This window comes from Paenibacillus terricola (assembly GCF_014779765.1).
Taxonomy (GTDB): domain Bacteria; phylum Bacillota; class Bacilli; order Paenibacillales; family Paenibacillaceae; genus Paenibacillus_T; species Paenibacillus_T terricola.
This window is the reverse complement of sequence record NZ_JACXZA010000001.1, coordinates 1,515,455-1,539,326: the sequence shown is the minus strand read 5'-3', so window position 1 is coordinate 1,539,326 and position 23,872 is coordinate 1,515,455. Positions and strand designations below refer to the sequence as shown.

At 49.5% G+C, this 23,872-nt stretch carries 22 protein-coding genes and 2 pseudogenes; 7 read left to right on the top strand and 17 right to left on the bottom strand.

Features of this window, described 5'->3' with window-relative positions; translation table 11 throughout:
- Window positions 1-54 precede the first annotated feature (54 nt).
- From H8B09_RS06895 to H8B09_RS06865, 7 genes are all read right to left on the bottom strand, one after another.
- Entirely contained in the window at window positions 55-1,065 is a 1,011-nt protein-coding gene (locus tag H8B09_RS06895; RefSeq protein ID WP_191202663.1) for a serine hydrolase domain-containing protein, read from the bottom strand.
- 59 nt (window positions 1,066-1,124) lie between these two features.
- A complete protein-coding gene (locus H8B09_RS06890; RefSeq protein WP_191202662.1) occupies window positions 1,125-1,712 on the bottom strand; it encodes a TetR/AcrR family transcriptional regulator in 588 nt (195 codons plus the stop codon).
- Complete coding sequence (locus H8B09_RS06885; RefSeq protein ID WP_191202661.1) at window positions 1,709-2,455, bottom strand: MBL fold metallo-hydrolase; 747 nt, start codon at window positions 2,453-2,455, stop codon at window positions 1,709-1,711. The genes H8B09_RS06890 and H8B09_RS06885 overlap by 4 nt, the downstream gene beginning before the upstream one ends.
- Before the next feature lie 199 nt (window positions 2,456-2,654).
- The gene (locus H8B09_RS06880) at window positions 2,655-5,660 is read right to left on the bottom strand and encodes an eCIS core domain-containing protein (RefSeq protein WP_191202660.1); all 3,006 of its coding nucleotides are present in this window, start codon (window positions 5,658-5,660) and stop codon (window positions 2,655-2,657) included.
- Between the two features lie 189 nt (window positions 5,661-5,849).
- Window positions 5,850-6,572 carry an HAD family hydrolase gene (locus tag H8B09_RS06875; RefSeq protein ID WP_191202659.1) on the bottom strand — a complete coding sequence of 241 codons (723 nt, stop codon included), beginning with the start codon at window positions 6,570-6,572 and terminating at the stop codon, window positions 5,850-5,852.
- Window positions 6,573-6,597: 25 nt separating this feature from the next.
- Complete coding sequence (locus H8B09_RS06870; protein WP_191202658.1) at window positions 6,598-7,104, bottom strand: metallophosphoesterase family protein; 507 nt, start codon at window positions 7,102-7,104, stop codon at window positions 6,598-6,600.
- A gap of 29 nt (window positions 7,105-7,133) precedes the next feature.
- The gene (locus H8B09_RS06865) at window positions 7,134-7,421 is read right to left on the bottom strand and encodes a hypothetical protein (RefSeq protein ID WP_191202657.1); all 288 of its coding nucleotides are present in this window, start codon (window positions 7,419-7,421) and stop codon (window positions 7,134-7,136) included.
- A 169-nt stretch (window positions 7,422-7,590) separates the two neighbouring features.
- On the opposite strand from H8B09_RS06865, the gene H8B09_RS06860 reads away from it, so the two are divergent.
- Entirely contained in the window at window positions 7,591-8,883 is a 1,293-nt protein-coding gene (locus H8B09_RS06860) for an arsenic transporter (protein WP_191202656.1), read from the top strand.
- An 82-nt stretch (window positions 8,884-8,965) separates the two neighbouring features.
- On the opposite strand, the gene H8B09_RS06855 is transcribed toward H8B09_RS06860, so the two are convergent.
- From H8B09_RS06855 to H8B09_RS31185, 7 genes and pseudogenes are all read right to left on the bottom strand, one after another.
- Window positions 8,966-9,610, bottom strand: a complete 645-nt coding sequence (locus tag H8B09_RS06855) for a cell wall hydrolase (RefSeq protein ID WP_191202655.1) — start codon at window positions 9,608-9,610, stop codon at window positions 8,966-8,968.
- A 287-nt stretch (window positions 9,611-9,897) separates the two neighbouring features.
- Window positions 9,898-10,179 carry an SGNH/GDSL hydrolase family protein gene (locus H8B09_RS06850; RefSeq protein ID WP_191202654.1) on the bottom strand — a complete coding sequence of 94 codons (282 nt, stop codon included), beginning with the start codon at window positions 10,177-10,179 and terminating at the stop codon, window positions 9,898-9,900.
- Complete coding sequence (locus tag H8B09_RS06845; RefSeq protein ID WP_191202653.1) at window positions 10,180-10,554, bottom strand: VOC family protein; 375 nt, start codon at window positions 10,552-10,554, stop codon at window positions 10,180-10,182. It abuts the gene before it with no gap.
- A 20-nt stretch (window positions 10,555-10,574) separates the two neighbouring features.
- Window positions 10,575-11,003, bottom strand: coding sequence for a hypothetical protein (locus tag H8B09_RS06840; protein WP_224753287.1), 429 nt, complete (start codon window positions 11,001-11,003; stop codon window positions 10,575-10,577).
- Window positions 11,000-11,692, bottom strand: coding sequence for a hypothetical protein (locus H8B09_RS06835; protein ID WP_191202651.1), 693 nt, complete (start codon window positions 11,690-11,692; stop codon window positions 11,000-11,002). Before H8B09_RS06835 ends, H8B09_RS06840 begins: the two co-directional genes overlap by 4 nt.
- A gap of 15 nt (window positions 11,693-11,707) precedes the next feature.
- Window positions 11,708-12,259 (bottom strand): hypothetical protein, encoded by a 552-nt coding sequence (locus H8B09_RS06830; protein WP_191202650.1) that lies wholly within the window; start codon window positions 12,257-12,259, stop codon window positions 11,708-11,710.
- Between the two features lie 310 nt (window positions 12,260-12,569).
- Window positions 12,570-12,770: pseudogene (locus H8B09_RS31185) on the bottom strand (double zinc ribbon domain-containing protein); the annotation flags it as partial.
- A gap of 266 nt (window positions 12,771-13,036) precedes the next feature.
- Here H8B09_RS31185 and helD point away from each other — a divergent pair.
- Together helD and ant(6) are read left to right on the top strand one after the other, a co-directional pair.
- Window positions 13,037-15,439: an RNA polymerase recycling motor HelD gene (helD, locus tag H8B09_RS06820; RefSeq protein ID WP_191202648.1), complete on the top strand. Its 2,403-nt coding sequence runs from the start codon at window positions 13,037-13,039 to the stop codon at window positions 15,437-15,439.
- An 88-nt stretch (window positions 15,440-15,527) separates the two neighbouring features.
- Window positions 15,528-16,390, top strand: a pseudogene (gene ant(6) / locus H8B09_RS06815) (aminoglycoside 6-adenylyltransferase).
- 55 nt (window positions 16,391-16,445) lie between these two features.
- Here the strand turns inward: ant(6) and H8B09_RS06810 are convergent.
- Entirely contained in the window at window positions 16,446-16,700 is a 255-nt protein-coding gene (locus tag H8B09_RS06810; RefSeq protein WP_191202647.1) for a hypothetical protein, read from the bottom strand.
- Between the two features lie 428 nt (window positions 16,701-17,128).
- Here H8B09_RS06810 and H8B09_RS30360 point away from each other — a divergent pair, with 428 nt between their 5' ends.
- The 4 genes from H8B09_RS30360 to H8B09_RS06790 all read left to right on the top strand — a co-directional run bounded on the left by H8B09_RS30360 (window position 17,129) and on the right by H8B09_RS06790 (window position 22,252).
- The gene (locus H8B09_RS30360) at window positions 17,129-20,278 is read left to right on the top strand and encodes a DUF6359 domain-containing protein (RefSeq protein ID WP_224753286.1); all 3,150 of its coding nucleotides are present in this window, start codon (window positions 17,129-17,131) and stop codon (window positions 20,276-20,278) included.
- Window positions 20,279-20,467: 189 nt separating this feature from the next.
- Window positions 20,468-20,902, top strand: coding sequence for a pentapeptide repeat-containing protein (locus tag H8B09_RS06800; protein WP_191202646.1), 435 nt, complete (start codon window positions 20,468-20,470; stop codon window positions 20,900-20,902).
- Between the two features lie 69 nt (window positions 20,903-20,971).
- Window positions 20,972-21,427, top strand: coding sequence for a YoqH family protein (locus H8B09_RS06795; protein WP_191202645.1), 456 nt, complete (start codon window positions 20,972-20,974; stop codon window positions 21,425-21,427).
- 132 nt (window positions 21,428-21,559) lie between these two features.
- Window positions 21,560-22,252 (top strand): Dph6-related ATP pyrophosphatase, encoded by a 693-nt coding sequence (locus H8B09_RS06790; protein WP_191202644.1) that lies wholly within the window; start codon window positions 21,560-21,562, stop codon window positions 22,250-22,252.
- 156 nt (window positions 22,253-22,408) lie between these two features.
- Here H8B09_RS06790 and H8B09_RS06785 read toward each other — a convergent pair whose 3' ends face one another.
- The gene (locus tag H8B09_RS06785) at window positions 22,409-22,936 is read right to left on the bottom strand and encodes a hypothetical protein (protein ID WP_191202643.1); all 528 of its coding nucleotides are present in this window, start codon (window positions 22,934-22,936) and stop codon (window positions 22,409-22,411) included.
- A gap of 124 nt (window positions 22,937-23,060) precedes the next feature.
- Window positions 23,061-23,501, bottom strand: coding sequence for a GNAT family N-acetyltransferase (locus H8B09_RS06780; protein WP_191202642.1), 441 nt, complete (start codon window positions 23,499-23,501; stop codon window positions 23,061-23,063).
- Between the last annotated feature and the right edge of the window lie 371 nt (window positions 23,502-23,872).

Below are 23,872 nucleotides of genomic sequence, written 5' to 3'. Positions count from 1 at the left end.
TATGTATGCAAGAGCGTATTCGGAACTACGAATTGGTGCACCGACTGTAAAATTTCAGACAAGCGTGATGGATGGAATGATACTGTTGTGGAACAAGTCGCGAGAGAGGATGCCGCTGCCTCTGCCCGACGGCTTCTTGCGGATCACAACGACAGCGTCCAGCTTCGGTGCAACAATCAAATATTGACCGCCATGCCCATAGGCAAAATAAAACGGACCGCTTGCCTCATCTCCTTCATCCACCCACCAGTGACCGCCGTACTCGCCATATATTCGCGGCTCATAATGCTTAAGCGCCTTATGATGCGATCTTGTCGTCTGCTCTACCCATCCTGTTGAGACAATCGACGTGCCATTCATCTGACCCCTCTGCAAGCAGAGCAAGCCTAACTTCGCAAGGTCCCGCGAACCAAGATGGAGGCCTGTGCCGCCTTCATTAATGCCATTGTTCGAGCTCCAAGCTGCATGACGAATCGCAAGCGGCTCGAATAGTCGAGTTGAGGCGTACTGCATCGCACTTTCCCCAGTCGCTTGGGTCAGAATCGCAGATAGCATATGCGAACCCCCGCTGTTGTAACAGAACACTTTGCCAGGATCATGAAGCATAGGAACGCCAGCTGAATAGGCAACCCAATCTTCGCTCTGACGCATCTCGCGATATGGCTTATCGAAATCAGCCCACTCTAAGCCAGCAGTCATCGTTAACAGATGACCAACCGTTATTTGATGAATTCGCGGGTCTTCCGATCGTTGCAAAGGTTCGATCCATTGGACAGCAGGTTCATCCCATCCACGCAGCAGCCCTTCATCCGCAGCAATTCCGATCAAAAGCGACAATACGCTCTTCGTACAGGAAAAAAGCGGCTCAACACGATCTTCGCCAAGGTCATGCCATTCCCACGCAAGGGCGCCGTCTTTCACCAGAACGATGCTCTTCATACCGAGTGAACGGAATGATCGGGAAGTCCGATGCAGACGTTCATGATCTATATTGGCTTCTGTCGCGCTCACGATAGGCAGAATCGTGCTGTCTGCATCCGTATATTCTGTTCGAGTTACTAACATCGTGTCCGTCTGCCTCCTCGCGGCTTTCTCATGCTTGAATTATTCTTCTTATCTTACCACTATAAAACCGATTGCCGCTGAATACCGGCCATATAGGCACGAATCATATAGAGGAAGCTTTCATCCCGGTCGACCGCCATATTGAAGCCTCCACTCAAGATCAGCGAAGTATAGCCGTGCAGAAGGCTGCGAAATCCCCTTACTGCATGGATAAGATCAGCTTCATCTGCTGATGGAAGAAAAGGCCGAAGCCCGTTCGAGACAAGGTCCACCAGCTCAGCGGCCTTCTGCTGGATCTCTTCAGAATGCTCTCTCGCGTTGATATTGATTGTTGCTTCATACAAACCTGGATGCTCTATAGCATACTTTGCATAGGCAATCGCCAATGCAGGGATAGCACCGGACTCCGGCTGTTTTTGTTTCGAGACTGCTTCATGCATTACCGCTTGCAAGCCTTGCAAGCCGAGCAGCGTCAGCTTATTCCGAATCTCCGGCAATCCATTAACATGATTGTACAAGGATGGCGGGCGAACGTTCAATTGCTTCGCCAGAGTGGCAAGTGTAACCGATTGGAGCCCCGTCTCATTCGCAATCGATGCCGCAGCCTGCATAATCCTGGCATCATCTAATCCGACCCTTGGGCTCATGATCCGATTCTCCCTTGTGCAGATGCTGCGCTTGGGAGCGCTTGTTCAGCCGCTTGGATCGCAGCTGCCATTGCTTGTGCGGGCTGATGCATCAATGCGCCATGGCCAACGGCCAGCACCTCAGGCTGCAGCGCGAGCAGCCGCTTCGCGCTTGCTACTGCTTCTTCTTTGCTCCATGTCGCCATGGCTGGGAATGGGAATCGCAGCTGCATTTTACCCGCTACCGCTATACCACCTTTAGTCTGCATTGCATCGCCAGCGATCAATATGCGGCTGCTCTCCTGCCACAACGCGATATGTCCAGGTGTATGTCCCGGTGTAGGGATTACCGTTAACGAGCCTACTTTATCGCCTGGCTGGAGATCAACGTCAGGAGTCGTGCGGATTGTGCCAGGTTTCGGCACGCTGCCTTTGATCGGCTGCTGCGGTTCATTCGAATCCAATGAGCGATCACCGCGCAAGAGCCGTGCGTCACGAGCAGAGATGTACACTTTCGCAGCTGGAAGCTGCTGCTTGAGTAAATCAAGAGCGCCAATATGGTCGCCATGCGCATGCGTTAACACAATGCGAGTAATTGGTTTGCCTATCTCTGTTGCTGCCTGCTGAATATGTTTCGCGCTGAAGCCCATCGCACAATCGATTAGTGTAAGTCCGTCCTCTTCCTCCAACAGATAGCAGTTCATTGGCATGAGATAAGGCAAGAAAGTCAGCTGCGTCAGAGCGCCAGTTGTCGTTGTTTTCATATCGTTATCCTCCCTCGATTCAGAAAACTAATACCATTAGTTTTATTATAACTAATACCATTAGTTTTGACAATAGGTGTTTGCCGGATTTTTCTTGGGGGCTTGTACGCGGAAAAACAAAAAGCCGCATCATCATGCGATGCGACTTCAGGAAAACTTCATTCGTCCCCTCTTCTCGTACATCTTCGTCCTACCTACATTATTTCGTATGCTTTAGGAACGAATATCCTTCATTTCTTGCTTCTATATCCGTGAGGATTCGGTCCTTATGAGTATTAATATAATTGGTCACTGTCGCTTTCCACCATGCGTCTTCATACGGATGGGACATCAGCGTTCTAGACTCCTTGATCAGTTCCTGAACGGGAACGGACCGTATTGAACCATTAAATGATTTGGAAGGATCGGGCAGGTTAATTTCCTCTACTTGCAAATCTTTAACTGGGTGATTCGGTATGCTTGCCTTACCTTGAAGCACCTCGTGCTGCAAGGAGGAATACGTGACGTCAACACTCTGGAAAGCATTATCTAATAGAATAATAGGAACGACTCTTTCGGCTGCATGGAAGGCCCCCATCCTAGAGTTGGCGGATTTGATATCAAGCGAAGCGAACGCATCAATGATGCGTTGGCGAATCGCGCGGAAATCGTTAACTGCCTGTTCACGCTGCGCATGAGTTGTTGCGGATTCCACCTTGTTCGCGTAGGTATTCAACTCCGTTGCGATCATGCTAAGTTCCAATACACCATCGATTTTCTTTCCGGTTTGTTTAATCACTTCAGCGGCTGCCTTGATCTGATTCTGCACACGTTCGGTAAGGATCTGGGTTTGTTCGCGATCGAGCTCGACCAAATTCAGCAACCCTGATGCCGCCTGATTCGGTGCATTCGCTACTGTTAGCAGCGCCTTGGCTGCGGCTCGGAACTGTTCGGCGGATTCGTGACGCATGGCCTGCAAGTTATAAGGCTTGTCGCTGTCGCCGCCTTGTTGGATGATCTGCCGTCCGCGCTGGAGAGACTCATTCGCCGCTTTCACGGTAGCGTGGCGAGTCTGGTGATAAAGCCCTTTAGCGGCATCTTCCTTCGGCCATGCGTTCCATTCGAAGTTGAATGGCTGCGTGGAGCCTCCCGATTGCTGTTCCCAAGCGGCCAACATTTTGTCCCGTAAACGCCTGACGGCTTCTACGGCAACCGCGAATGCCACCCCGAAGAACGGGCTGTTCGAGTGATCCTTGCTGATCTGGCTGTGACTCGGCCCAGCAATTACAGCGTTCGGCGTATCTAGCATTGCCTTAACATGCCGTTCCGCTGCGGCTTTCTTCTCGCCGGTTTTCTCTTTAGCCGTACGTTCATTGTCCGCTAGATACTGGATAAGAGAAGTATCCGCGACCCGCGCATCAAGTCCCTGCGCCTGGACACGCGCTGCTACAGGTTTAAGTACCTGCGAGATGGCATGCCTGATTCTGCGTTGAATCGGAAGTCGTACTTTGTCAGGGATATGGAACGGAAGATGCGTGAACGTGTATATGCCTGCGTATGGAGCATTCAATATGGCATCGATCACCAAATTAGGAACATGGTTCTGGCTAAGATCGTGACGAATGCCCGCAGACAATTCCGTATTGCCTCTCAGCTGACTTTCGGAATCCTTGATCATTGCCAAAGTAAACTTCTTCTGCGCTTCGCGCTCTGCATTGTTGGCCGGCTCCTCTTCCCATCCCTCGCGAAGAAAATGCTCAACCACGCTGGCGATCGATACTTTCGTATCTTCGCCGGTGAAAGTGCCGGTCGTAAGCACCGGGCGCATAGACGGCTTGGCTCCTGGTTTTGATATATTGACCTCTGTTGAGTAGTTAAAGATCTTACGCGCATCGCCTGTCAGCGACGGCAGCAGATTGGCCTGCGTGCTAAGCAGGTGACCGACCGCGATTTCCGCCCAATTGGAATGGGCAAACAAGTCCTGAATGGCATGCATCGCCGCGCCGAAGTGCATCATCCCTTCCGGATTCCTGCCCGTCAAAGCGGCGAGCTCCAACCGTCGCTCAACGTGCAAATTGGTACGCCGAATATGGGCCATGACCCCCGTCTGGTCGGCTGAAAACAACGGTTTTCCAAGAACATTGCCGCTAGGTTCTACCGACTCCTGAAGGGTATCGAAGGCAGCCGGCCGTGTCGTTGGCTGCGCTCCTGTTACGTTAGGGGGTTTAGGCAAGATATCGTCCTGGTTCGTCAATCCCCCCGGATTGTCGATATGCTCGGCCGGAATATAGTAGCCGAATTGCTCCGATGTCATATCGCGCCCGAAATGGTGCACCGCGAGATAGGAAACAATCGCCCAAACCGCGTTAGAGCTAAGAAATTCCTGGGCAGCAGGAACAAAGAACTGATTGATATCGCGCATCCAGTTGCCGAAATAGACGGCAGAGGTCTCCTCGACCGTGAACCCGCGTCCGCTGTTGATGATGTTGCCGGATCCGTCGGTCATTAAGCCTGTTCGTTCTGCTTCCTCATGGATGCCAGCTTCGAAGCGCTGTATGCTGGGAACGCCAAGTCTCTGCACATCGAAACGTCCTAATCCTCCCGTGGTCTGACTCTGCTGCACGACATGCGTAAGCTCGTGCGCGAGCAGCCGCTTGCCTTCTCCTGTATCCGGTGAATATTCGCCTGTCCCGAACACGATATCCCGTCCTGTCGTGAATGCCCGGGCGTTGATCGCCTGTGCGGTTTGAGCCGCTCGAGTGTCATCGTGAATGCGTACATGGGAGAAATCATATCCGAAACGGGGCTCGAAGAAAGCCCTCGCCGATTCGGAGAGAGGCGTTCCTCCGTTCTTCAACGCTCCGATGTCGGATTCGACGCGTGGCGTCACTTCTGGCGTTGCCGCCGTGGCTGCTTCGCGCTGGATGAACGAGATTTTTTCAGTTTGCGCGCTCTCGCTGCACGAACAGGATTGCAGATGCTCATCCGCAATTGGCATCCGCATGACCTGCTCGGCTACACGGTCCGCCTCTTGTTCATATACGTCCCCTGGCCGTCCTATTGTAAGCTTAGCTTGAATCATCCGAGCGAGCGCTCGGTTTCCTAATGACTGCTGAAGCTGCCGAATCGGATCGGCGGCATAAGCAGAGACTGGTTTCGTCTTATCCGATGCTTCGGTACGTCCACCCTTCGATGTTTCTTTGTTGGCGTGGCCGGCGTGTTCCATTAATATCACCTCGAACTATATAAACGTTTCATATACCATTATATTCTAGCAACTTTTGCATAATGGATTAAGTTTATCTAAAAATATTTATTCCTTCCTTTTCTACGGCGATCTTCCTCTTATTAAGGCGATATGCAGTCCACACAAACAGAAAAAGCCCGTCCCTAGGACGAGCTTTCAATCCAACTCTTATATAGTAACTTCCACACCGAGCAGCTTGCGCGTCATATCCTCGATCGTGCTTACTTCATGCGTAGGACGGTGATGCGATTCCGGTTGACGGCCGCGGTTGTTCAGCCACACACAGCTCCAGCCAGACTCACAAGAGCCAACGACGTCGTTACGCCAGTTATCGCCGATGTAGATGCAGTTCTCCGGCTTCGTGCCGGTACGGCGGTTCACTTCCGCGAACAATCTTGGATCCGGTTTCGCCATGCCAAGCGCATCGGAGACGAATACCCAGCCTTCATTCGCGAACCGTCTCACGCCGAGCGCCTCAATCTTGCGAGTCTGGTGTACGACCGGCCCGTTCGTAATAATGCCGATGTCATGACCTTTGGCGCGGATAGCCTCCAGCAGTGAAACGATGCCCGCCGATGGTTGGATGACGCGCTGTTCCGCTTCATATGCAAGCTGAAGCCGATCTGCGAGCTCATCCGATACTTTCATGTCATACTCGGCAAATGCAAGAATCAGTCGCAGCCGGCGTGTTTCCTCAAGCGTCATCTTGCCCGCAACATAATCATCCCACAGCTCATCGCTGTGGTGACGCACTCTTTTGAACAAATGGTCGAATTCCGCCCATTCTTTATCCGTCCACATGCCCTCGCGAATGAGCGACATGCGGAACGGCTCCATCTGATCATACAGCGTATCGTCCATATCAAAGAAAAAATGTTTAATTTCTTGCATATTCGTCCAGTCCCTCATCCATCTCTCATTTGTTCAAATACTTCACATGTTCAGCCGTTAAGCTGCCGTCATGTATCTTAAATATGCCGAACGCGTAATGCGTGGACCGTCTCCGATCCGTCGGCGATCCTGGATTGAATAGGAGAATACCTTCGCGCTGCTTGTGCAGCGGTATATGCGAATGGCCAAACACAATAACGTCCACCTCGCCAGGTTCGAACGCGCGGAATGCGCGTGTCTCCGTATCCTCCCGTTTCCCCTGTCCGTGACCGTGAACGATACCGATTCGTACCTCTTCAAGCGTTACGATGCGGCGCAACCCTAGCATCCGGACAAGCTCCGGGCCGTCGTTGTTGCCGCAAATGCCATGCACAGGCGCATACTTGCGAAGCATCGTTACAACCGACACATCCGTCCAATCCCCTGCATGCAGAATGACATCTGCCGTCTTCAACGCTTCGACGAGCCGATCCGGCAGCTTCTTCGCCATTCGCGGCATGTGGGTGTCGGACACAACGACTACCTTTAGCATGCGCCCACGCTCCTATTCGTCAGCTATGTTCAAGCTTCTGGCGCCGCTTCTGATTCTACAAGCTGAGCCTTCGCTTCGCCGATCAATCGGAAATACAAATCGTCATCGTCTTCGATCGCATCCTCCACAAGCTCGATCTGTTCCTCTGGACCCGAACCATCGAGGAAGAACAAGCTGTAGCCCCAATCGCGGCCTTTCTTACTCTGCAGCGCCATCTCGTACTTACGCGCATGGCCTTCAACTTCAAAATGGACGAAGCCGACATAGCCGTCCTCTACCGAGTGCGTCATTCCCGCTTTCAATACGTTCAAGTTCATTGCTGCTCGTACCCTCCATTGGACCGAAATTCGATCTTTCTCCTGTCCATCATACCACTGCCGATTACGCCGTCGCCAGCGCCTTGCATAAAATCATTTACGTCCTGAAAGAAATCCGTATAATAGCTTAAGGAGTCAGCATTGTAACGGATGGGGAGATTACAGGAACATGGGCGTTCTAGCACCACTATTATTCGCACTTACAGTAAGTATGGTCATCTGGCAGCCGCGCAAGCTCAATATCGGCTGGTCGGCCAGCGGCGGCGCTTTAATCGCAGTGCTGCTCGGGATCGTCGGATGGCATGACATCATCGAAGTAACCTCCATCGTATGGAACGCTACTTTTACGTTTATCGGCATAATTATTATTTCGATTGTATTGGATGAGATCGGATTCTTCGAATGGTCCGCGCTGCATATGGCTCGTCTAGCCCGCGGAAGCGGTCGACGATTGTTCGTTTATATGGTGCTGCTAGGCGCTGGCGTATCGGTCTTCTTCGCCAATGACGGAGCGGCGCTAATTCTAACGCCAATCGTACTCGCAACGGTACGTGCCTTGAATATGAAGGATCGCATGATTCTTCCGTTCGTGATGGCCTGCGGTTTCATCGCAGATACAGCGTCCGTTCCGCTCATTATAAGCAACCTCGTCAACATCGTCGCAGCCGATTTCTTCGGCGTTGGATTCGCCGAGTACGCTGGACGAATGATCGTACCAGGTTTATTCTCCATCGGGGCAAGCCTGCTCGTTGTATATCTATATTATCGCCGTTCGATCGGCACCCCATATACCGTATCCGATCTGCCGGAGCCGAATTCCGTCATTAAGGACATGCAATTGTTCAAATTGTCTTGGGTTGTATTAGCGGTATTAATGGCAGCTTATATGTCCAGCGAATGGCTGTCCGTTCCGGTATGCGTCATCGCCGGTTTCGCTTCTGCTGTACTGCTTCTTGCAGCTAGACGCAGCCCTCATATCAACACTGGCGAAATTATGAAACAGGCGCCGTGGTCGATTGTCGTATTCTCCATTGGCATGTACGTTGTCGTCTATGGACTGCGCAATGTCGGTTTAACCGATCATCTTGCAGATTTGCTGCAGTGGTTCGCTAATCAAGGATTGTTCGCTGCATCCGTAGGCGGCGGATTCGTTGCTGCGATATTATCCTCTGTGATGAACAACTTGCCGACCGTCATGATCGACGCGCTCGCAACGGCTGATACGGAAACAACTGGCGCGATTCGGGAGGCTCTTATTTATTCGAACATTATCGGATCGGATCTTGGTCCCAAAATGACGCCAATCGGCTCGCTTGCCACGCTCATCTGGCTTCATGTGCTAAGTCGCAAAGGCGTGTCGATTTCATGGGTTGATTATATGAAGACAGGTATCGCATTGACTATCCCAGTCTTATTCATTACACTATGCGGCTTGTATGTATGGCTGCTGATTCTGCACTAATATATCGAAGTAAAGGCCTTGCGAAGATCTCCAACTGGAGACGACGCAAGGCCTTTTGTGTATAAACAGGATGATATCATTCTTACACGGCAAAAATATGATTGCCGATCTTAACCGTCTGCTTACGCGACCAGATCCAACTCGATGTTGCGGTGTTCGGATTGAAGTAGTACAACGCATTGCCTGTAGGGTCAACGCCGCGAACAGCGTCCGTTGCCGCCTGGTAAGCCGTGCTATCCGGCGTCAGATTGAACTGGCCGTCATCAACGGCAGTGAAAGCGCCCGATTGAAGAATAACGTCTCGAACCGTATTCGGGAATCCTGACGCTTGGACACGATTCATTACGACTGCACCAACTGCGACTTGACCTTTATAGGATTCACCGCGCGCTTCCGCATAGATGATGCGAGCGAGCAGATCGAGTTCTTCCTTGTTGACCGAAACTTTCTTCAGCAGCGACCATGTTTTCGATCCGGCAACGCCATCTGACGTCAGACCGAAATCAGCTTGGAAACGTTCAACGGCATCTTGCGTCATCGAACCGTAATAGGTCGTTACCGTTGGGTTATTGAAATAGCCGAGCACTTTCAGACGGAATTGCAGGTCTGGTACATCCAGCGATGTAGTGCCATAGCTTAGTGTCGAAGGCGATGCCGCGTGTGCGGCTGGCAGAACAGCACTAAAAGCAATCATCATACTTATAACTGCAATCAGCCATTTGGGCATGTTTTTGTTCCTGGTATTGATAGTCATGTTGTTACTCATATTGTTGTGAGCTCCCCTTTTCCTTAGGATGCGAATTTGATTGTTCGTATCGGTCGTTATGGTCGGCTCGCTGCTTGGGACTGAGTGTAGCACAGCACAGTTACAGATTTGAACCCCTTTTGCATAATTACATGGATTTGGAAAAATGAATTTATATTAGAAAAACCGCCTCCAAACGCAGTGGTGACCACGATGGAAACGGTTTCTCAATTCAGCGTAAAAACATCGATAATGGCGCCAATTGCTGCTCACGAATTAGGTCTGCAACCAGTCCTGCGATGCCACGCCCACCGAATTCTTGGAAGTGGCACTTCAAGCTCGGCCGCAAGATGCTTCATAGCCGGTATGTAATCACCATGGCTATGAGCCAGTTTGCCATTCGGAAGAAACAATCGGCGTGAAGCAGGAGTAATTAGCACAGGATGAGCGCCTTTCTCACGAGCCAATTCTATCGAACTGCGGCCCGACATCGCTTCATTCGCTGCTGCAACATCTGCCTTGAACAAGAGCGGTTCGCTATGTACGATCAATTATTTGGGTTCCTCATGCGTCACGATCAGATTCCCGAATGGGTCTTGGAACTTCAGGAAACGTCGGCCTTCGCCGTCCGTTACGATGCCGTCGGTCTGTTTCACGCCCGATGCTTCCAATTTCAAGGAGAGAGCGTCCATATCGTCAACTTCAACACCAAACACTGGATACGCTTCGCCGCCCACGGTAAAGTTCGCAGTCGATACGTCTTCTGTCTTCCATAGAAACAGATTGACTTCGTTCCCGAATGTCACCGATGCAAAGACACCGAAGTTTCCTTCAAGCCTGCAGCCAAATATATTGCAGTACCATTCGACCGCCTGATCCAAATCAGTTACCGGAACTTGAACATGGCTGATTATAGGTTGCTTCATCTCAATGTTTCCCTCCATTATTATGGTGTATTGCCGTCCGTCGCAGCTACTTTTCCGAACGCTTCCACTACCTTGATTAGTTCGCCGTAAAACTGATCGTCCCCTCCAACGATATGGTAATAAACATCCTTTACGATCAGATCGCCCATAGCAAAACCAATGCCTAGTTCGTCGTTAATCATCCCTGAGTACAAATAGCCGGTATACGACTCAGGTGTTTTCACCTGTTTGTAACTTTTCGAGTTCAACAGACTCTGGAGCCCGTCGATCTTCTCCTTATCTTCCGTACGATACAAGTAGCCGCTCCCGCCGTCGCGAAACTCAACTTTGTTAATGACGCTTCCATCCATTAACGCATCGAAAGTTGTGCTATCGGACTTCTGGCATGCAGTCGCGAGTACGATGAGCAATAACAAAATCATCGTTTTTCCGATTCGTATTGAGGTCATTTTATTGTAATCTCTCCTGAATCAGTGAGATCATTGATCGTTTTGCGTACCACAATGTCTCCCTTTGCGTTAAACGCTTGGATTTCGAAAGGTGTGGTGAGTGATTCTGGAAGTAATGAAAGCCAGATCTTGTGTTCAGCTTGAGCGTCTATCAGTTTAGCAGCATATACATCGGCATTCTGACCTTCGGTAACGATGTTTATATTCGTAATCGATGGATTAAATACTTCCCCATATACCAATGGGAACGGGTTGTTGACGCCATTGATCTTCTGCATAACCATATAATCTAACGATGAGTTTGTGATTGAACCAATTGAAAAACCGCCGCCCCAACCCCATTTCCAGCCAAGCCACGTTTTTCGTACGAACTCAAGCTGCAGGTCAGTGCCTTCTTCCTTATTGAAACGTTTGATGAACAGTAGCATGCCTTCTTTGACTGATTCCTTATGAATAACCTGCATCGTCTTAAAATCTCGAAACTTAAGAACAGCATCCTCTGGGGTCTTTCCTAATGGTATTCGCATGGTGCCTTCTAACCCGGTTTTATGGGACAACTTTTGGTCTGCGAAACCACCTGGCAGATCTTTGACAAGTGTGTACGCGACAGTTAGGAACAGACAAATTATTAGGATACCGGCGCCAATCCAATAAAGCCGCTTACGATTGTTATGTTTCAGTATGTCCACCTCGAAATCATCTGTTTATTTCAATGGCTGAAGCCCTTCTAATCTGTGCGCCATCAGTTTGTTGGCTAACCGAACAGCATCCGTCCGATCCTTCGCTGGAGCTGTCAGCATCAGACCATCATCTCCACCCCAGTAACGGGACCCATCTTCTCGTTGATCATAAAGTGTAAGTGTTACTTGGGAAAAGTCATCATTCGCATACAGATCGCCTAATTGAAAGCTGTACATATTGCCTTCTCCATCATACCAGGGGTAGATTAAATGAAAGGCTTCACCCTTTCGGGCGCTAAATGTAAGGTTTTTCACTATTTCCTTCTTTACTGGGATTGACTCACCTTCAATTTCTACCGTGCCTCGAAACTCTCGTTTCCCGCTTAACGTCCGACGGACGGTACCTTCAATTTGAATAGTGGCAGGTTCGACCTCAGAAGCATTGATCGTACCGAGACGGTATTTGAGCCCCTCAAGTCGTACATCAACTTCACGCGCGGAGTACCTCCACAAGCCATAAGCTATAGCAGTTACTAATACCCCGATTATGAGCAGCCACAAGGCTTTTTTCCTCAATTAACGATATCCCCTTTCAACATCATGCGATAAAGAATCAGAGTTATTATCGGCCTCATTTCCTGCTCTTCTTAGAAGCCAGCCAGAAGACGAATATCACGATCGGGATTAGAATAAACCATGGAATCGTAATCGAACTTTGAGTTATGAATGCTAATATCAACATCCCTACGGAGCCAAGGATGAGCCAAAGGCAGCCTCTGCCGAACGTTTCCATAGCAGTGGATTCACCATCGTTAGACGAAGAGTGATGATCACTATAATAGCGAGAACCATGTGACTTTCGAGATACAACTGTCCCGCAATATTTACATGTTGAAGTTCCGTGGGCTAAACGTTCATTGCAATGCTGACATACTGTGGAATTTAAGTTTGGTTTTCCGGAGTAAACTTTATCGGCGTTTGGCGTTCCTTCTACTCGCGCATCTTTAAGCGAAGTACCGCAAATGACACATATTAATGAACCTTCGGCGTTGGATTCACCACAATTCGTACATATCTTTACTGCCATTATGCAAACCACCCTCCCTGGTGAACATCCGAATAAATGGATTCCTAGGTTCATTTTACTAATAAGACGCTTCGAAATAGACTAAAGTTGCGCAAACCTTGAGAACCCCACATGATCTCTCTTACTGAAAGGGTTCGTTGGGCACCCTAGGTAGGAAGCTCCTCGCCAGCGAGGTGGCAAACCTTGCATAGGCCCAGTTATCAAGGATATAATTATGGTTTGATGAAGGTTAGGTTACCTATCGCCCAGATGGAGGTCGTATATAGATGAGCGAATGGTCTACGGAATGGGACAAAGAACAGCGGCGTGTTGACGAAGTCATTGCTGCGTTCAAGAAACGAATTAAGGAATATGAGCCGCTCGTCGGCGAGCTGCGTAGTGAGGTCGTCGATTTTCGAACCAATTTCTGGGACGATGTGACGGTCAACTTAAGCAATGATGACGACGTTCTTGAGACATTCATGAGTATGAAACAGCAGGCACAGATTCTGTCCGAGCGCGAGCACAGCCACCGGCATCTGCTGAATCAGCTGAAGCGGACGCGCAGGCTGCTGCCTTCCCCTTATTTTGGACGTATTGATTTTCATGAGAAAGGTACGCCGGCAAGCGAGAAGCTGTACATCGGCGTCGCTTCGTTCCTTGCCGACGATGGCGAGACGTTCCTCGTATACGATTGGCGGACGCCAATTGCAAGCTTGTACTATGACTTCCCTCCCGGCCACGCTGCGTACAATACGCCTGGCGGAGAGATAAGCGGCACGATCGAGCTTAAACGCCAATTCGCCATCCGCGACGGGCACATTCGAACGATGTTCGATACCGGCATGACGATCGGGGATGAACTGCTGCAAAATGTGCTGAGCAAAGGCGCAGGCTCCCAAATGCAGTCCATCGTCGCTACGATTCAGCATGAGCAGAACCAAATCATTCGCAACGACAGCAGCCGTCTGCTCGTTGTGCAGGGCGCCGCAGGCAGCGGCAAAACATCGGCTGCGCTGCAGCGCGCCGCGTATCTTCTATATAAACATCGCGAGCGGTTGACTGCGGAGCAGATGGTGCTATTTTCGCCAAACCCGATGTTCAACAGCTATGTCGCAACCGTACTTCCTGAGCTTGGTGAAGATAATATTCAGCAGACGACGTTCCAGGAATATCTCAACCGCCGACTGGCTGGCACATTTGACGTGGAAGATCCGTTCGACCAGATGGAATATGTGCTGACGAAGCAGGATGATCCGGAATATGACGCTGTTATTGCAGGCATTGCCTTCAAGGCGTCCTCCCGCTTCCTCCATCTAATGCGCAGCTACCGGGACCGTCTGCTGACGGAGGGCATGAGATTCAAAGGCATTCGGTTCAAGGGCCGTACCGTACTGTCCCGACAAGCCATTGAAGCGCAATTCTACAATTCAAAGTCGGCTGCCTCCCTTTCCTATCGGGTCGACGAGCTCAAGGATTGGATTATGCAGCAGCTGCGTAAACTCGAGCGCGCCGAACGTTCGGCCGATTGGGTTAAGGAAGAGCTCGATTATTTGGATCAAGAGCAGTATCAAGATGCATTCAACCGGCTAGCCAAGCGCCAGCAGGCCAAAAACCCTGCGTTCGACGACGCGCAGCAGGAAGAAGAGCTTCTGCGTGAAGGGGTTGTGCGAACACATTTCCGTCCACTGTACCGGAAAGTGAAGGCGCTTCGTTTTGTCGATACGAAGGGATTGTACCGCCAGTTGTTCGAGAACGACTCGCTTGTTGCTTCGCTTATCGGCGATTCTGACGAAACTTCGAAGGATAGAGTCGGCTTCCCTGATGAGCAGCAATGGAAACAAATTTGTGCTCGTACCGTTGGGTTGATGGATGAAGGCAAACTCGCGGCTGAAGACGCGACACCGTACTTATATTTGAAGGAATTAATCGAAGGCTTCCAGATGAACGGCAATATCCGCTACGTCTTGATGGATGAAGCGCAGGATTACTCGGCATTCCAGTTTGAGTTCGTGAAACGGTTGTTCCCGCGGGCACGCATGACCGTACTCGGCGATTTCAACCAAGCGATATTCGCTCAGGCGAGCGATCTGCATGAACGAAGCGGCTCACCTCTGGAAGGACTGTACGGACCGGAAGATACGGCTTGGATGAATCTGACGCGCAGCTATCGTTCAACGCGTGAGATCGTCGATTTCACTCGTGCGATGCTCGCGGACGGTGACCGCATCGTACCGTTCGATCGATCCGGCGGTAAGCCGCTTGCCATACAGTGTACGGGAGAACAAGATCGGGATCGGCGCATTATCGAAGACATTGCTGCATTACAGGCGGAAGGCTTCGGCTCGATCGCGATCATTACGAAATCGCAAGCTGAAGCCAATGAGGCGTTCGAACGGCTTCGTGCTGTACCTGCTCTAGGTGAATCACTTCGTCTCGTGAACAAAACAACGCCGCAATTCGAGCATGGACTACTTATCATTCCTGCTTATCTTGCCAAAGGCGTCGAATTCGACGCGGTACTGATCTATGATGCATCCGCTCGCTGCTATGGCCGTGAATCCGAGCGTAAGTTGTTCTACACCGCTTGCACGCGTCCGATGCATCGGCTTCGTCTGTATAATCCGATCGAAGCAGCATGGTCGCCATTCGTGCTTGGCGTAAGCGAAGAGTTGTACGAACGGCAATAGCACGTCTTATGCTAGCTCAATACCGAAGACCCCTTTGCGGGGTCTTTGTTCTATCCAGATCGAGAATGATTCAAGGGGGTGCACGGGTATGAGATCGGAACAGGAAATGATGCGTTTGTTTCTCGATGTTGCCAGGGATGACGATCGTATTCGATTAGTCACTTTGGAAGGTTCACGAACGAACAGCAATATTATGCCGGATTCGTTTCAGGATTTTGATGTATCCTATTTTGTAATCGACCTGCCCTCCTTCAAGCAGAATGACGAGTGGCTCGAAGTGTTCGGAAAGCGACTTATGATGCAGAAACCCGAAGATATGGAGCTATTCCCAGCCGAGCTTGGCAGCTGGTATTCATACTTAATCATTTTGGAAGACGGGAATAAATTAGACCTGACGCTCATTCCAATCGAAGAGACGGATGATTACTACAAGAATAGCGATGGGCTTGTTGAAGTGCTTCTCGATAAGGATGCTCTAGCTCCTTATGAGGTCGTTACATCGGATCGCCACTATTGGATTCAGAAGTTCAGAAGCCGACAGCTAGACAATTCGATGATTGCTGCAATGAGTTCTGGATGGTATCCAACTATATAGTAAAAGGCTTGGCGCGGCATGAAATCTTGTTTGCGATCGACCATCTGAATGAAATTGCGCGGCCTAATTTGCTTCGCATGATGGCCTGGGCGATCGGATCCGAGCAAGGGTATACGTTCAGCATCGGAAAGAACTATAAATTCATCGACCGCTATCTCGTGGAGGAAGATTGGAATCAGCTGCTGGCTACCTACTCTCAAGGTGGGTATATCGAGATGTGGCAGTCTCTATTCACCTGCTACGGATTGTTCCGCAAATATGCCAACATTGTCACCGCTAACCTTGGTTATCCGTATCCCGATTATGATGAAGCGATATCGAAGTATACACTGACGATTTATGATTCGGTAAAATAATGAAAAGCCGTTCCAATTGTCAATTGGAGCGGCTTCTTGGTAAGCAAACTAGCGATTAACTTCTCGTTTCCTGCAAATGAATGCGCAGCACCGGAATCTCATGAAACAGATCGAATACGACATTCTCGACCGTTGTCATTTTCCCAATCGTAACCTTCCCGCTCTCTTCATCTCGCATGGTCAGCGGATAACAAACTTCACTGCTGTTGAACAGCGCATATACCGCAGCCTCATCGAATTCGTAAGGCTTAGGATTCGTCTGATGGGTATTACCGTCTAGATCTGTAAAATGGAAAAATACTTGAAGCATGCGACAACTCCCTACTCTTCATGCTATCTACTATATTCAGAGGTGCTACATACATTCCGATAGATGTTGTTCGATCTGGATAACCTAACGGTTCCCATAGTGGCTAATGAGCTATTTTTTATGCATTTTAACCCATAACGGTTCTGACAATGGCTATCATCGTGATCCAAGTAAATTCTCCCCCTCTATCGTGCAATAGGCACTATAGCAAAGGCACTATAGCAACCGTAAGAATCAGAAATAATCAATTTTGTATCGAATAGCCACTTTAGTAACCGTTACACTCATTCTACTTTATAGAAAACGAGCAATCTATGTTACAAAGCCATACAACCTTTAGAATTGTTTAACCTCTACTTAATTGTCTCAAAATGTATCCTCGTTATTCTATCAACGCACGCATAATAGAATTGGAGGAGAATAACAACATGTTACACCGCTTACATCACAAATGGGCCGGTTTCGTACTGGCAGCTGCTTTACTGTTGTCGAGTGTGCTCGGCTATGCGCCGAATGCCGCTTACGCTGCAAATGCTGATGGATCATGGACGGTTGCAGAAGCGATTGCAACGAATTCCGGAACCCATACGGTGGAAGGTTACATCGTTGGACATGCTACTGGATCGTTGACAGCAAGCTTTAAGTCGCCTTATGCCAATGACTTCAACATTCTGATTGCAGACTCCACGACAGAACGATCCAATGCGAAACTGCTGGATGTGCAATTAACGGCGGCCTATCGCGCGCTATTCGGTTTGCAAACGAACGCCGATGCGATCATTGGTCGTAAAGTGAAAGTAACAGGTACATTGGGTGCTTACAACAATTACGCAGGCGTGAAATCCCCTACTGCCCTCTCGTTCATTGATGATACAACGACGCCTGATCCTGGCACTGGTGGCGGTACGACGGATCCAGGAACTGGCGGCGGTGGAACGACGGATCCTGTTGTAACACCGCTTCCGGACGGCACGGGCAAAAAAGTATTGTTCGACCAATCCCATGGCCAGACGGCAGGTGCTGCAGACTGGGTCATTGACGGCGCATTCTCCGACTTCGCCGATGGTCTGCGCGGAGCTGGCTTCGCGGTAGAATCGCTTGACCGCGCTATTCCTTTTACATGGGGCGAGCAGGCGGTTACGTACGAGAAACTGAGCCAATATGATGTATTCATCATCGGCGAAGCACAAGTGCCGTACAAGCAGTCCGAGCAAGACGCAATGCTTCAATATGTGCAAAATGGCGGCAGCATTTTCTTCATCGCTGACCACTACAATGCAGACCGTAACAAAAATCGTTGGGACGCATCGGAAATTATGAACGGCTACCGCCGCGGTGCTTGGACTAACCCAACGAAAGGAATGACAGCTGAAGAAGCTGCCTCACCAGCTATGCAGGGCGTTCAAAGCTCGGACTGGCTCGCTGCGAACTTTGGTGTCCGCTTCCGCTACAACGCACTTGGCGATGTGGACAATATGACGGATGTGGTTGCACCTAACCAGGCATTCGGTATCACAACGGGTGTTGCATCCGTAGCGATGCACGCAGGTTCGACCGTTGCAATTCTCGACCCAGCGAAGGCCAAAGGGCTCGTATATGTGCCAACTAATGTGCCTGCATGGGCGAATGCAGTAGATAACGGCGTATACAGCGGCGGCGGCCGCGCTGAAGGTCCATTCGCAGCTGTATCGAAGGTTGGCGCAGGTAAAGCCGCATTTATCGGCGACTCCTCCCCTGTTGAGGATCCAACACCTAAATATCTTCGTGAAGAAAATGGCGCTAAGAAAACAACGTACGACGGTTTCAAAGGTGAAGCAAACGACGCAACGTTCCTCGTGAATACAGTCAAATGGCTTGCTAACCATGAGAGCTACACCAGCTTGTCGCAAGTAACTGGCCTGAAGCTTGACTCACCGACTCAGCTGCTGGCATCGGAAGCGCCTGCGGCATCGACAGAGCCGCAAGCTGAGCCATGGTCGGCACCAGACGTAGGTTACAAATGGTATGATCCAACGACGTTCAAGCCTGGCTCGTACGGTTCCACTACAGCACCAGCGGTTGAAGCGCAATATGCTCTCGTACATCAAGCAACGCTGCCTAACGCAGTTCCGTTCCAAATCCGCGTAACCGTGAACAACCTGCTTCCAGGTCAGACGGTTACGGGACTAACAGCCGGCGTCTACCTGACTGGCGGAACGCAAGTTGCCAAGGTACAAAATGCAGATGGCACCTGGCCGACATCGTACGGCTACAGCTCGACTTTCTCAGTAACAGCTGACTCAGCTGGACATGGTTATAAGGATCTGACTGTTCAAATAAATCCATCTACTAGCGGCAGTGCAAACCTGCGCCTGCGCGTGAATGGTAACAACATCATTACGGAAGCCATGACTGTTGGCAATGTAGCAGCTGAGCCGCTGCCACAAGACCAGACTCCTGTACCAGCGACGATCTCCATTGCAGATGCACGTGCGAAGGCGGACAATTCGGTCGTGACGGTTGAAGGTGTTATTACGTCTGAACCAGGCGTTTTCGGTGGACAAGGCTTCTATCTGCAAGACAGTACGGCTGGCATCTATGTATTCCAGAATGCTGCAGGGTATCATGTTGGTGACAAAATCAAAATTAGTGCAATCAAGACGGTGTATAACACAGAAGTTGAACTAAGCGACCCTGTTGCATTGGAGAAAACAGGTACAGGCTCGGTTCCAGCTGTTCGTCCTGTAACATTCCTTAGCGAAGACAATCAAGGGCAGCTCGTTCGACTCGACAACGTCATTATTCAAAATTATATTACGGGTACGCCTGCTGGCTCCTTCGAATTCGATGCAGTGAATGATTCCACTTCCACTCATATTCGCATCGATGTTCGTACGGGTATTAGTCAGGCTGATTTCCAAGCGCAATACCCTGCGGATACGACTGTGAGCATCGCTGGCGTCTCGTCGATTTTCAAAGGAATCTACCAACTCAAGCCACTCTCGCTTCAAGATCTAACGGTTATCGATACGATCGCGCCTACTGCGACGGTAGCGTATAGCACTACGGCTCCTACGAACCAAGACGTTATCGCAACGATTACGTCTAGCGAGCCTGTTACGATCACGAACAACGGCGGTTCGGCAAGTTATACGTTCACGGACAACGGCAACTTTATCTTCCAATTCGTTGATGCAGCGGGCAACGCAGGCAGTGCTGCGGCGACCGTAAGCAACATTGACCGGACAGCACCTACCGTCACGCTTACGGTCGACAAACCTGTCATTGACCAGAACAATCACAAGATGGTTCCTGTTAATGTGACAGTTAATGCTTCCGACTCTGGCTCGGGTATCGCCTCCATCAGCCTGACTTCCGTGACGTCGAACGAAGCTGACAACGGAACTGGCGACGGCAACACGGAAGATGACATTCAAGATGCAGCGATCGGAACGTATGATACGTCCATCAGCCTGCGCGCTGAGCGCTCCGGCAACGGTAACGGCCGGATCTACACCATTACGTACACGATCACTGACGTAGCGGGCAACACTACTACAGCTTCGGTTCAAGTTACAGTACCGAAGGGCAAGAAGTAAGCATTAGACAACCCGAACGCAAAGCAGCCATCGACATCGATCGATGGCTGCTTTTTTTGAAAGACGAAAGCTATAAGAGTACACCTAGAAAAATCATATATTGCTACCTTCGCGCACAAGCAGGAGAATGATATTGTAAAGCGAATCCATAACTTGCGAACATATTCCATATTATGGAGGTTACTGCTAATGAATGAAATAAGCGGCCGTTATTATTCAGGTGATTTGACCAACTCTACGATCGAGAATGCTAACTTAAGCGAAACAACCATCAAATATGCAAACATGAAGAACGCTCAGTTCCTTCATGTTGACCTTACTGGCACTACCGTTCGGGCGAGCAATCTATCCGACATGAAAGTAGAAGGCAATGCATGGTGGAATATGCGCATGAAGCAGTGTGATGTGTATGGGTTGAATTTTGAAGCCGGTACGTTGGAGAATGCTGCGGTCACGAATTCGCATCTTGTTAATGTTACGTTCGACAATTGTATGATCGAGGGCTTAGTGATCAATGGTGTTTCGATCAAAGAGTTGATTGAGAACCATCCCGACTATCGCTTGAACGCGGAGGATGTCCCCCACAAGACACAATATAACGAAGATGGCAATCGAACAGAATAATCACATGGGATAATTATCCTCCCGTCAGACAAAATAACAACATTGCACAACGAATGTGGAGGCCTACAAATGAAACGCATGTTGTTACTCACCACACTAACACTATTAGGAACGATGCTCATAAGTCCCGCCTCCGTTCACGCTGACCCAACAATGCCTTGCAGTCTCGTCTTGGAGCCTACTGATCCAAACGACACGAATGCCAAAGGGGCAGCGCTCATCTACAAGGTGAAATTGACGCCCAGCTTCCCTCGGACGCACATTAGTATTCATGCATCCCATCTCCCAGCACCTGCTTCATTCGGGGATTATGACCGTTATGAGGGATTTGCTTTTATTCCGAACGTCATTAGCTGGAGGTTTAACCTCTACCCTACTTCAGAGCAAGATCCCGATTGGGTGGGGCGAATCGATACGATCACAGCAGACTTGAACAATAGTCAATTCCAAGTTCGTCTGTCGAATAAGGCAGCGAATCGGTTAGGTCAAGCTGTACTGTCGGGCATGATTACGAATTGCAAATAGCTTATTGAATCTTAGAAGCCACAATTACGTGGCTTTTTAATTTGCGAAGAAGCGGTGTCGTTGCATATGTAAGATTAGATTGTATGATATAGTTTCTCATATAAAGTGATAGCAGATTAGGAGCATTAAGATATGACTACACCTACCAATTGGAAAAATGGCGCTTCCGGTCGCAAGTTCATTGCTTCGTTCAGTGGCGGCAAAGACAGTACACTCGCGCTTTACCTCTCGATGCAGGTTGGCCAAGCATTGGGACTTATCGTCATGCTCGAAGAGGAAGGCCAGCGCTCACGATCCCATGGACTCCCGCCAGCAATCATACGCGCGCAAGCAGAGGCAATCGGCTTGCCCGTCTACATGGCCGCAGCAAGCTGGGAAGCATACGAGGAAGTATTCGTTGGTCTGCTATCTGACGCGAAGCAGAACGGCGCAGAAGTACTCGTTACAGGTGATCTGGATATGCCCGAACATGGCTGCTGGCATGATAAAGTAACGCAGCAGGTCGGTTTGAGTCTCGGCATGCCGCTCTGGGAGATGAATCACCGCGAGGCGGTTGAGACATTCATCCGGCTTGGATTTGAGACGTTGATTGTAACGGTTAATCTCTCATTGGGTATGCGAGAAGAGGATCTTGGCCGGACGCTTACGCTAGACTATATTAACGAACTAGAGGCTCGCAGTATCGACCCATGCGGAGAAGGCGGCGAATTCCACACAACGGTCATTAACGGGCCACTATTCAAACATCCCATTCCTGTTCGCAAGGGTGAAATTGTAAGACACGGCGAGTATGCTTTTCTGCCTCTTGAGTTGGCATTGGTTTGAATAATAGAACTCCGAACGTCGATCCCGCTGCACACTATGAAGAGACTACTCGCGACCACAAAAAAAACCGCTCTTAATGAGCGGTTCATTGCGTTTATTGAACGAAATCATCCCAGTAGGCCACTAGGCAATCTACTGCCCTATAGCCGTTTATCGTTAGCCTGTAATCAGCGCCGTTATCGTATAACCGAATCGCCCCATACTTGCACCGCGAACGCGAGCGACTCCCGTTACGACCAGCCGCTTCGAGGTCTCATCAGGGGTTAGCTGGAGCCTGACTTCGCCATTGATGAGCGCGAACTCACTCGGATTCCGATTAAACGTATTGATGGAGTTCGGAGCCAACAAAATAGTCGAATTGATAAGCGTCGCATCTAAGCCGAACACGAGCTCCTCCCCGTCCTGCCGAAGGTTGAATTCCACGGGAACGATGACAAGACTATCTTCGCGTGATACCGCATTCAAACCAAGGTCGACGACCCCGCTTGCAGACAGCAGCCGCTTATTATCAGGTAAGTCAATGAAGAAAGCACGCGGACGCACTATATTCGTCGGTGGAATGACAAGCGGCGCATGCTCGATTATCGTCTGACTACTCGATCTGGTGCAGGCCGACGATCGCGATCGTCGGGTAACGGACGGCTTCGTGCGGTGCCGCTTGCGCGGTTTCCCTAATTTCGGCATTCCGGCATTCCCCTTCCAAGTCAAGATGGAATACTGTATGCAGACACGAATACATGCGATTGATCAGACTGCCTATGAAACTTCACTATTATGCTGATCACTTGACGGACCAAGGATGAATATTCTATAGCACCTTTTTCAATTGATATTTCTTTATTCCTTCAGGAAACCCCTCCAGAATACCATATATCTCATATCCGCATTTTACATAAAAGCCAGGAGCTTGATAACTGTATGTACATGTTTCAACAAGCATACATCCTTTTTCCTTTGCTATCTGCTCCACACCTGCAATAAGTCTTGAACCATAGTCTTGACCTCTGTACTTCTCATCAACCCACAACACATCAATGTACAAACAATACATGAACATATTACACATAATTCCGCCTACAACCTCATCATCTTCCGTCTTCAGGATAAGGTTAATCGTATCGCTCCATTGTTCATCTAGAGGCCGAGCGTTTCTTCTGTTATGTTTGATCAAACCGTCGCAGACAGCCTTCGTCTCTTCTTCAGTCCAATCTTTTGAAATTACTAAATGCTCTTGCATATTATCATTCATTAAATCGTCCCCCATCTTATGAGTCTTTCTTAAAGAAACCCGTAATCCCCAGAATTACTCCAGCAAGAACAAGATAAAATCTAACAATGCCAGCGGAATCGGGATTCATATACAATGCGACTAACACACACAATATACCTAAGCACATCAATTTGATTCCTTGCACCTATGTAAACCTCCTGTCAATTACGGAAAGTACGTTCCCACAGTTGTTTAGCTACACCCGGCGAATATTCCTGAGGATGTATGACAACCGCCAACACTACGCTTACTACTATGGCTGCAATCCACAACACACTCTTGAATGACATAGACTTGAAAAAACGTGTGGTTAATATAGTAAGAATTACGAGAATAACATTAAGAAATAA

Coding starts and splice junctions, on each gene's coding strand:
- H8B09_RS06860 (WP_191202656.1), top strand. CDS start 7,591: ATGGGCGTTCTAGCACCACTATTATTCGCACTTACAGTAAGTATGGTC.
- H8B09_RS06855 (WP_191202655.1), bottom strand. CDS start 9,610: ATGCCCAAATGGCTGATTGCAGTTATAAGTATGATGATTGCTTTTAGT.
- H8B09_RS06875 (WP_191202659.1), bottom strand. CDS start 6,572: ATGCAAGAAATTAAACATTTTTTCTTTGATATGGACGATACGCTGTAT.
- H8B09_RS06865 (WP_191202657.1), bottom strand. CDS start 7,421: ATGAACTTGAACGTATTGAAAGCGGGAATGACGCACTCGGTAGAGGAC.
- H8B09_RS06870 (WP_191202658.1), bottom strand. CDS start 7,104: ATGCTAAAGGTAGTCGTTGTGTCCGACACCCACATGCCGCGAATGGCG.
- H8B09_RS06880 (WP_191202660.1), bottom strand. CDS start 5,660: ATGGAACACGCCGGCCACGCCAACAAAGAAACATCGAAGGGTGGACGT.
- H8B09_RS06780 (WP_191202642.1), bottom strand. CDS start 23,501: ATGAATGATAATATGCAAGAGCATTTAGTAATTTCAAAAGATTGGACT.
- H8B09_RS06885 (WP_191202661.1), bottom strand. CDS start 2,455: ATGAAAACAACGACAACTGGCGCTCTGACGCAGCTGACTTTCTTGCCT.
- H8B09_RS06800 (WP_191202646.1), top strand. CDS start 20,468: ATGAATGAAATAAGCGGCCGTTATTATTCAGGTGATTTGACCAACTCT.
- H8B09_RS30360 (WP_224753286.1), top strand. CDS start 17,129: ATGTTACACCGCTTACATCACAAATGGGCCGGTTTCGTACTGGCAGCT.
- H8B09_RS06840 (WP_224753287.1), bottom strand. CDS start 11,003: ATGACCTCAATACGAATCGGAAAAACGATGATTTTGTTATTGCTCATC.
- H8B09_RS06785 (WP_191202643.1), bottom strand. CDS start 22,936: ATGCCGAAATTAGGGAAACCGCGCAAGCGGCACCGCACGAAGCCGTCC.
- H8B09_RS06890 (WP_191202662.1), bottom strand. CDS start 1,712: ATGAGCCCAAGGGTCGGATTAGATGATGCCAGGATTATGCAGGCTGCG.
- H8B09_RS06895 (WP_191202663.1), bottom strand. CDS start 1,065: ATGTTAGTAACTCGAACAGAATATACGGATGCAGACAGCACGATTCTG.
- H8B09_RS06845 (WP_191202653.1), bottom strand. CDS start 10,554: ATGAAGCAACCTATAATCAGCCATGTTCAAGTTCCGGTAACTGATTTG.
- helD (WP_191202648.1), top strand. CDS start 13,037: ATGAGCGAATGGTCTACGGAATGGGACAAAGAACAGCGGCGTGTTGAC.
- H8B09_RS06795 (WP_191202645.1), top strand. CDS start 20,972: ATGAAACGCATGTTGTTACTCACCACACTAACACTATTAGGAACGATG.
- H8B09_RS06810 (WP_191202647.1), bottom strand. CDS start 16,700: ATGCTTCAAGTATTTTTCCATTTTACAGATCTAGACGGTAATACCCAT.
- H8B09_RS06790 (WP_191202644.1), top strand. CDS start 21,560: ATGACTACACCTACCAATTGGAAAAATGGCGCTTCCGGTCGCAAGTTC.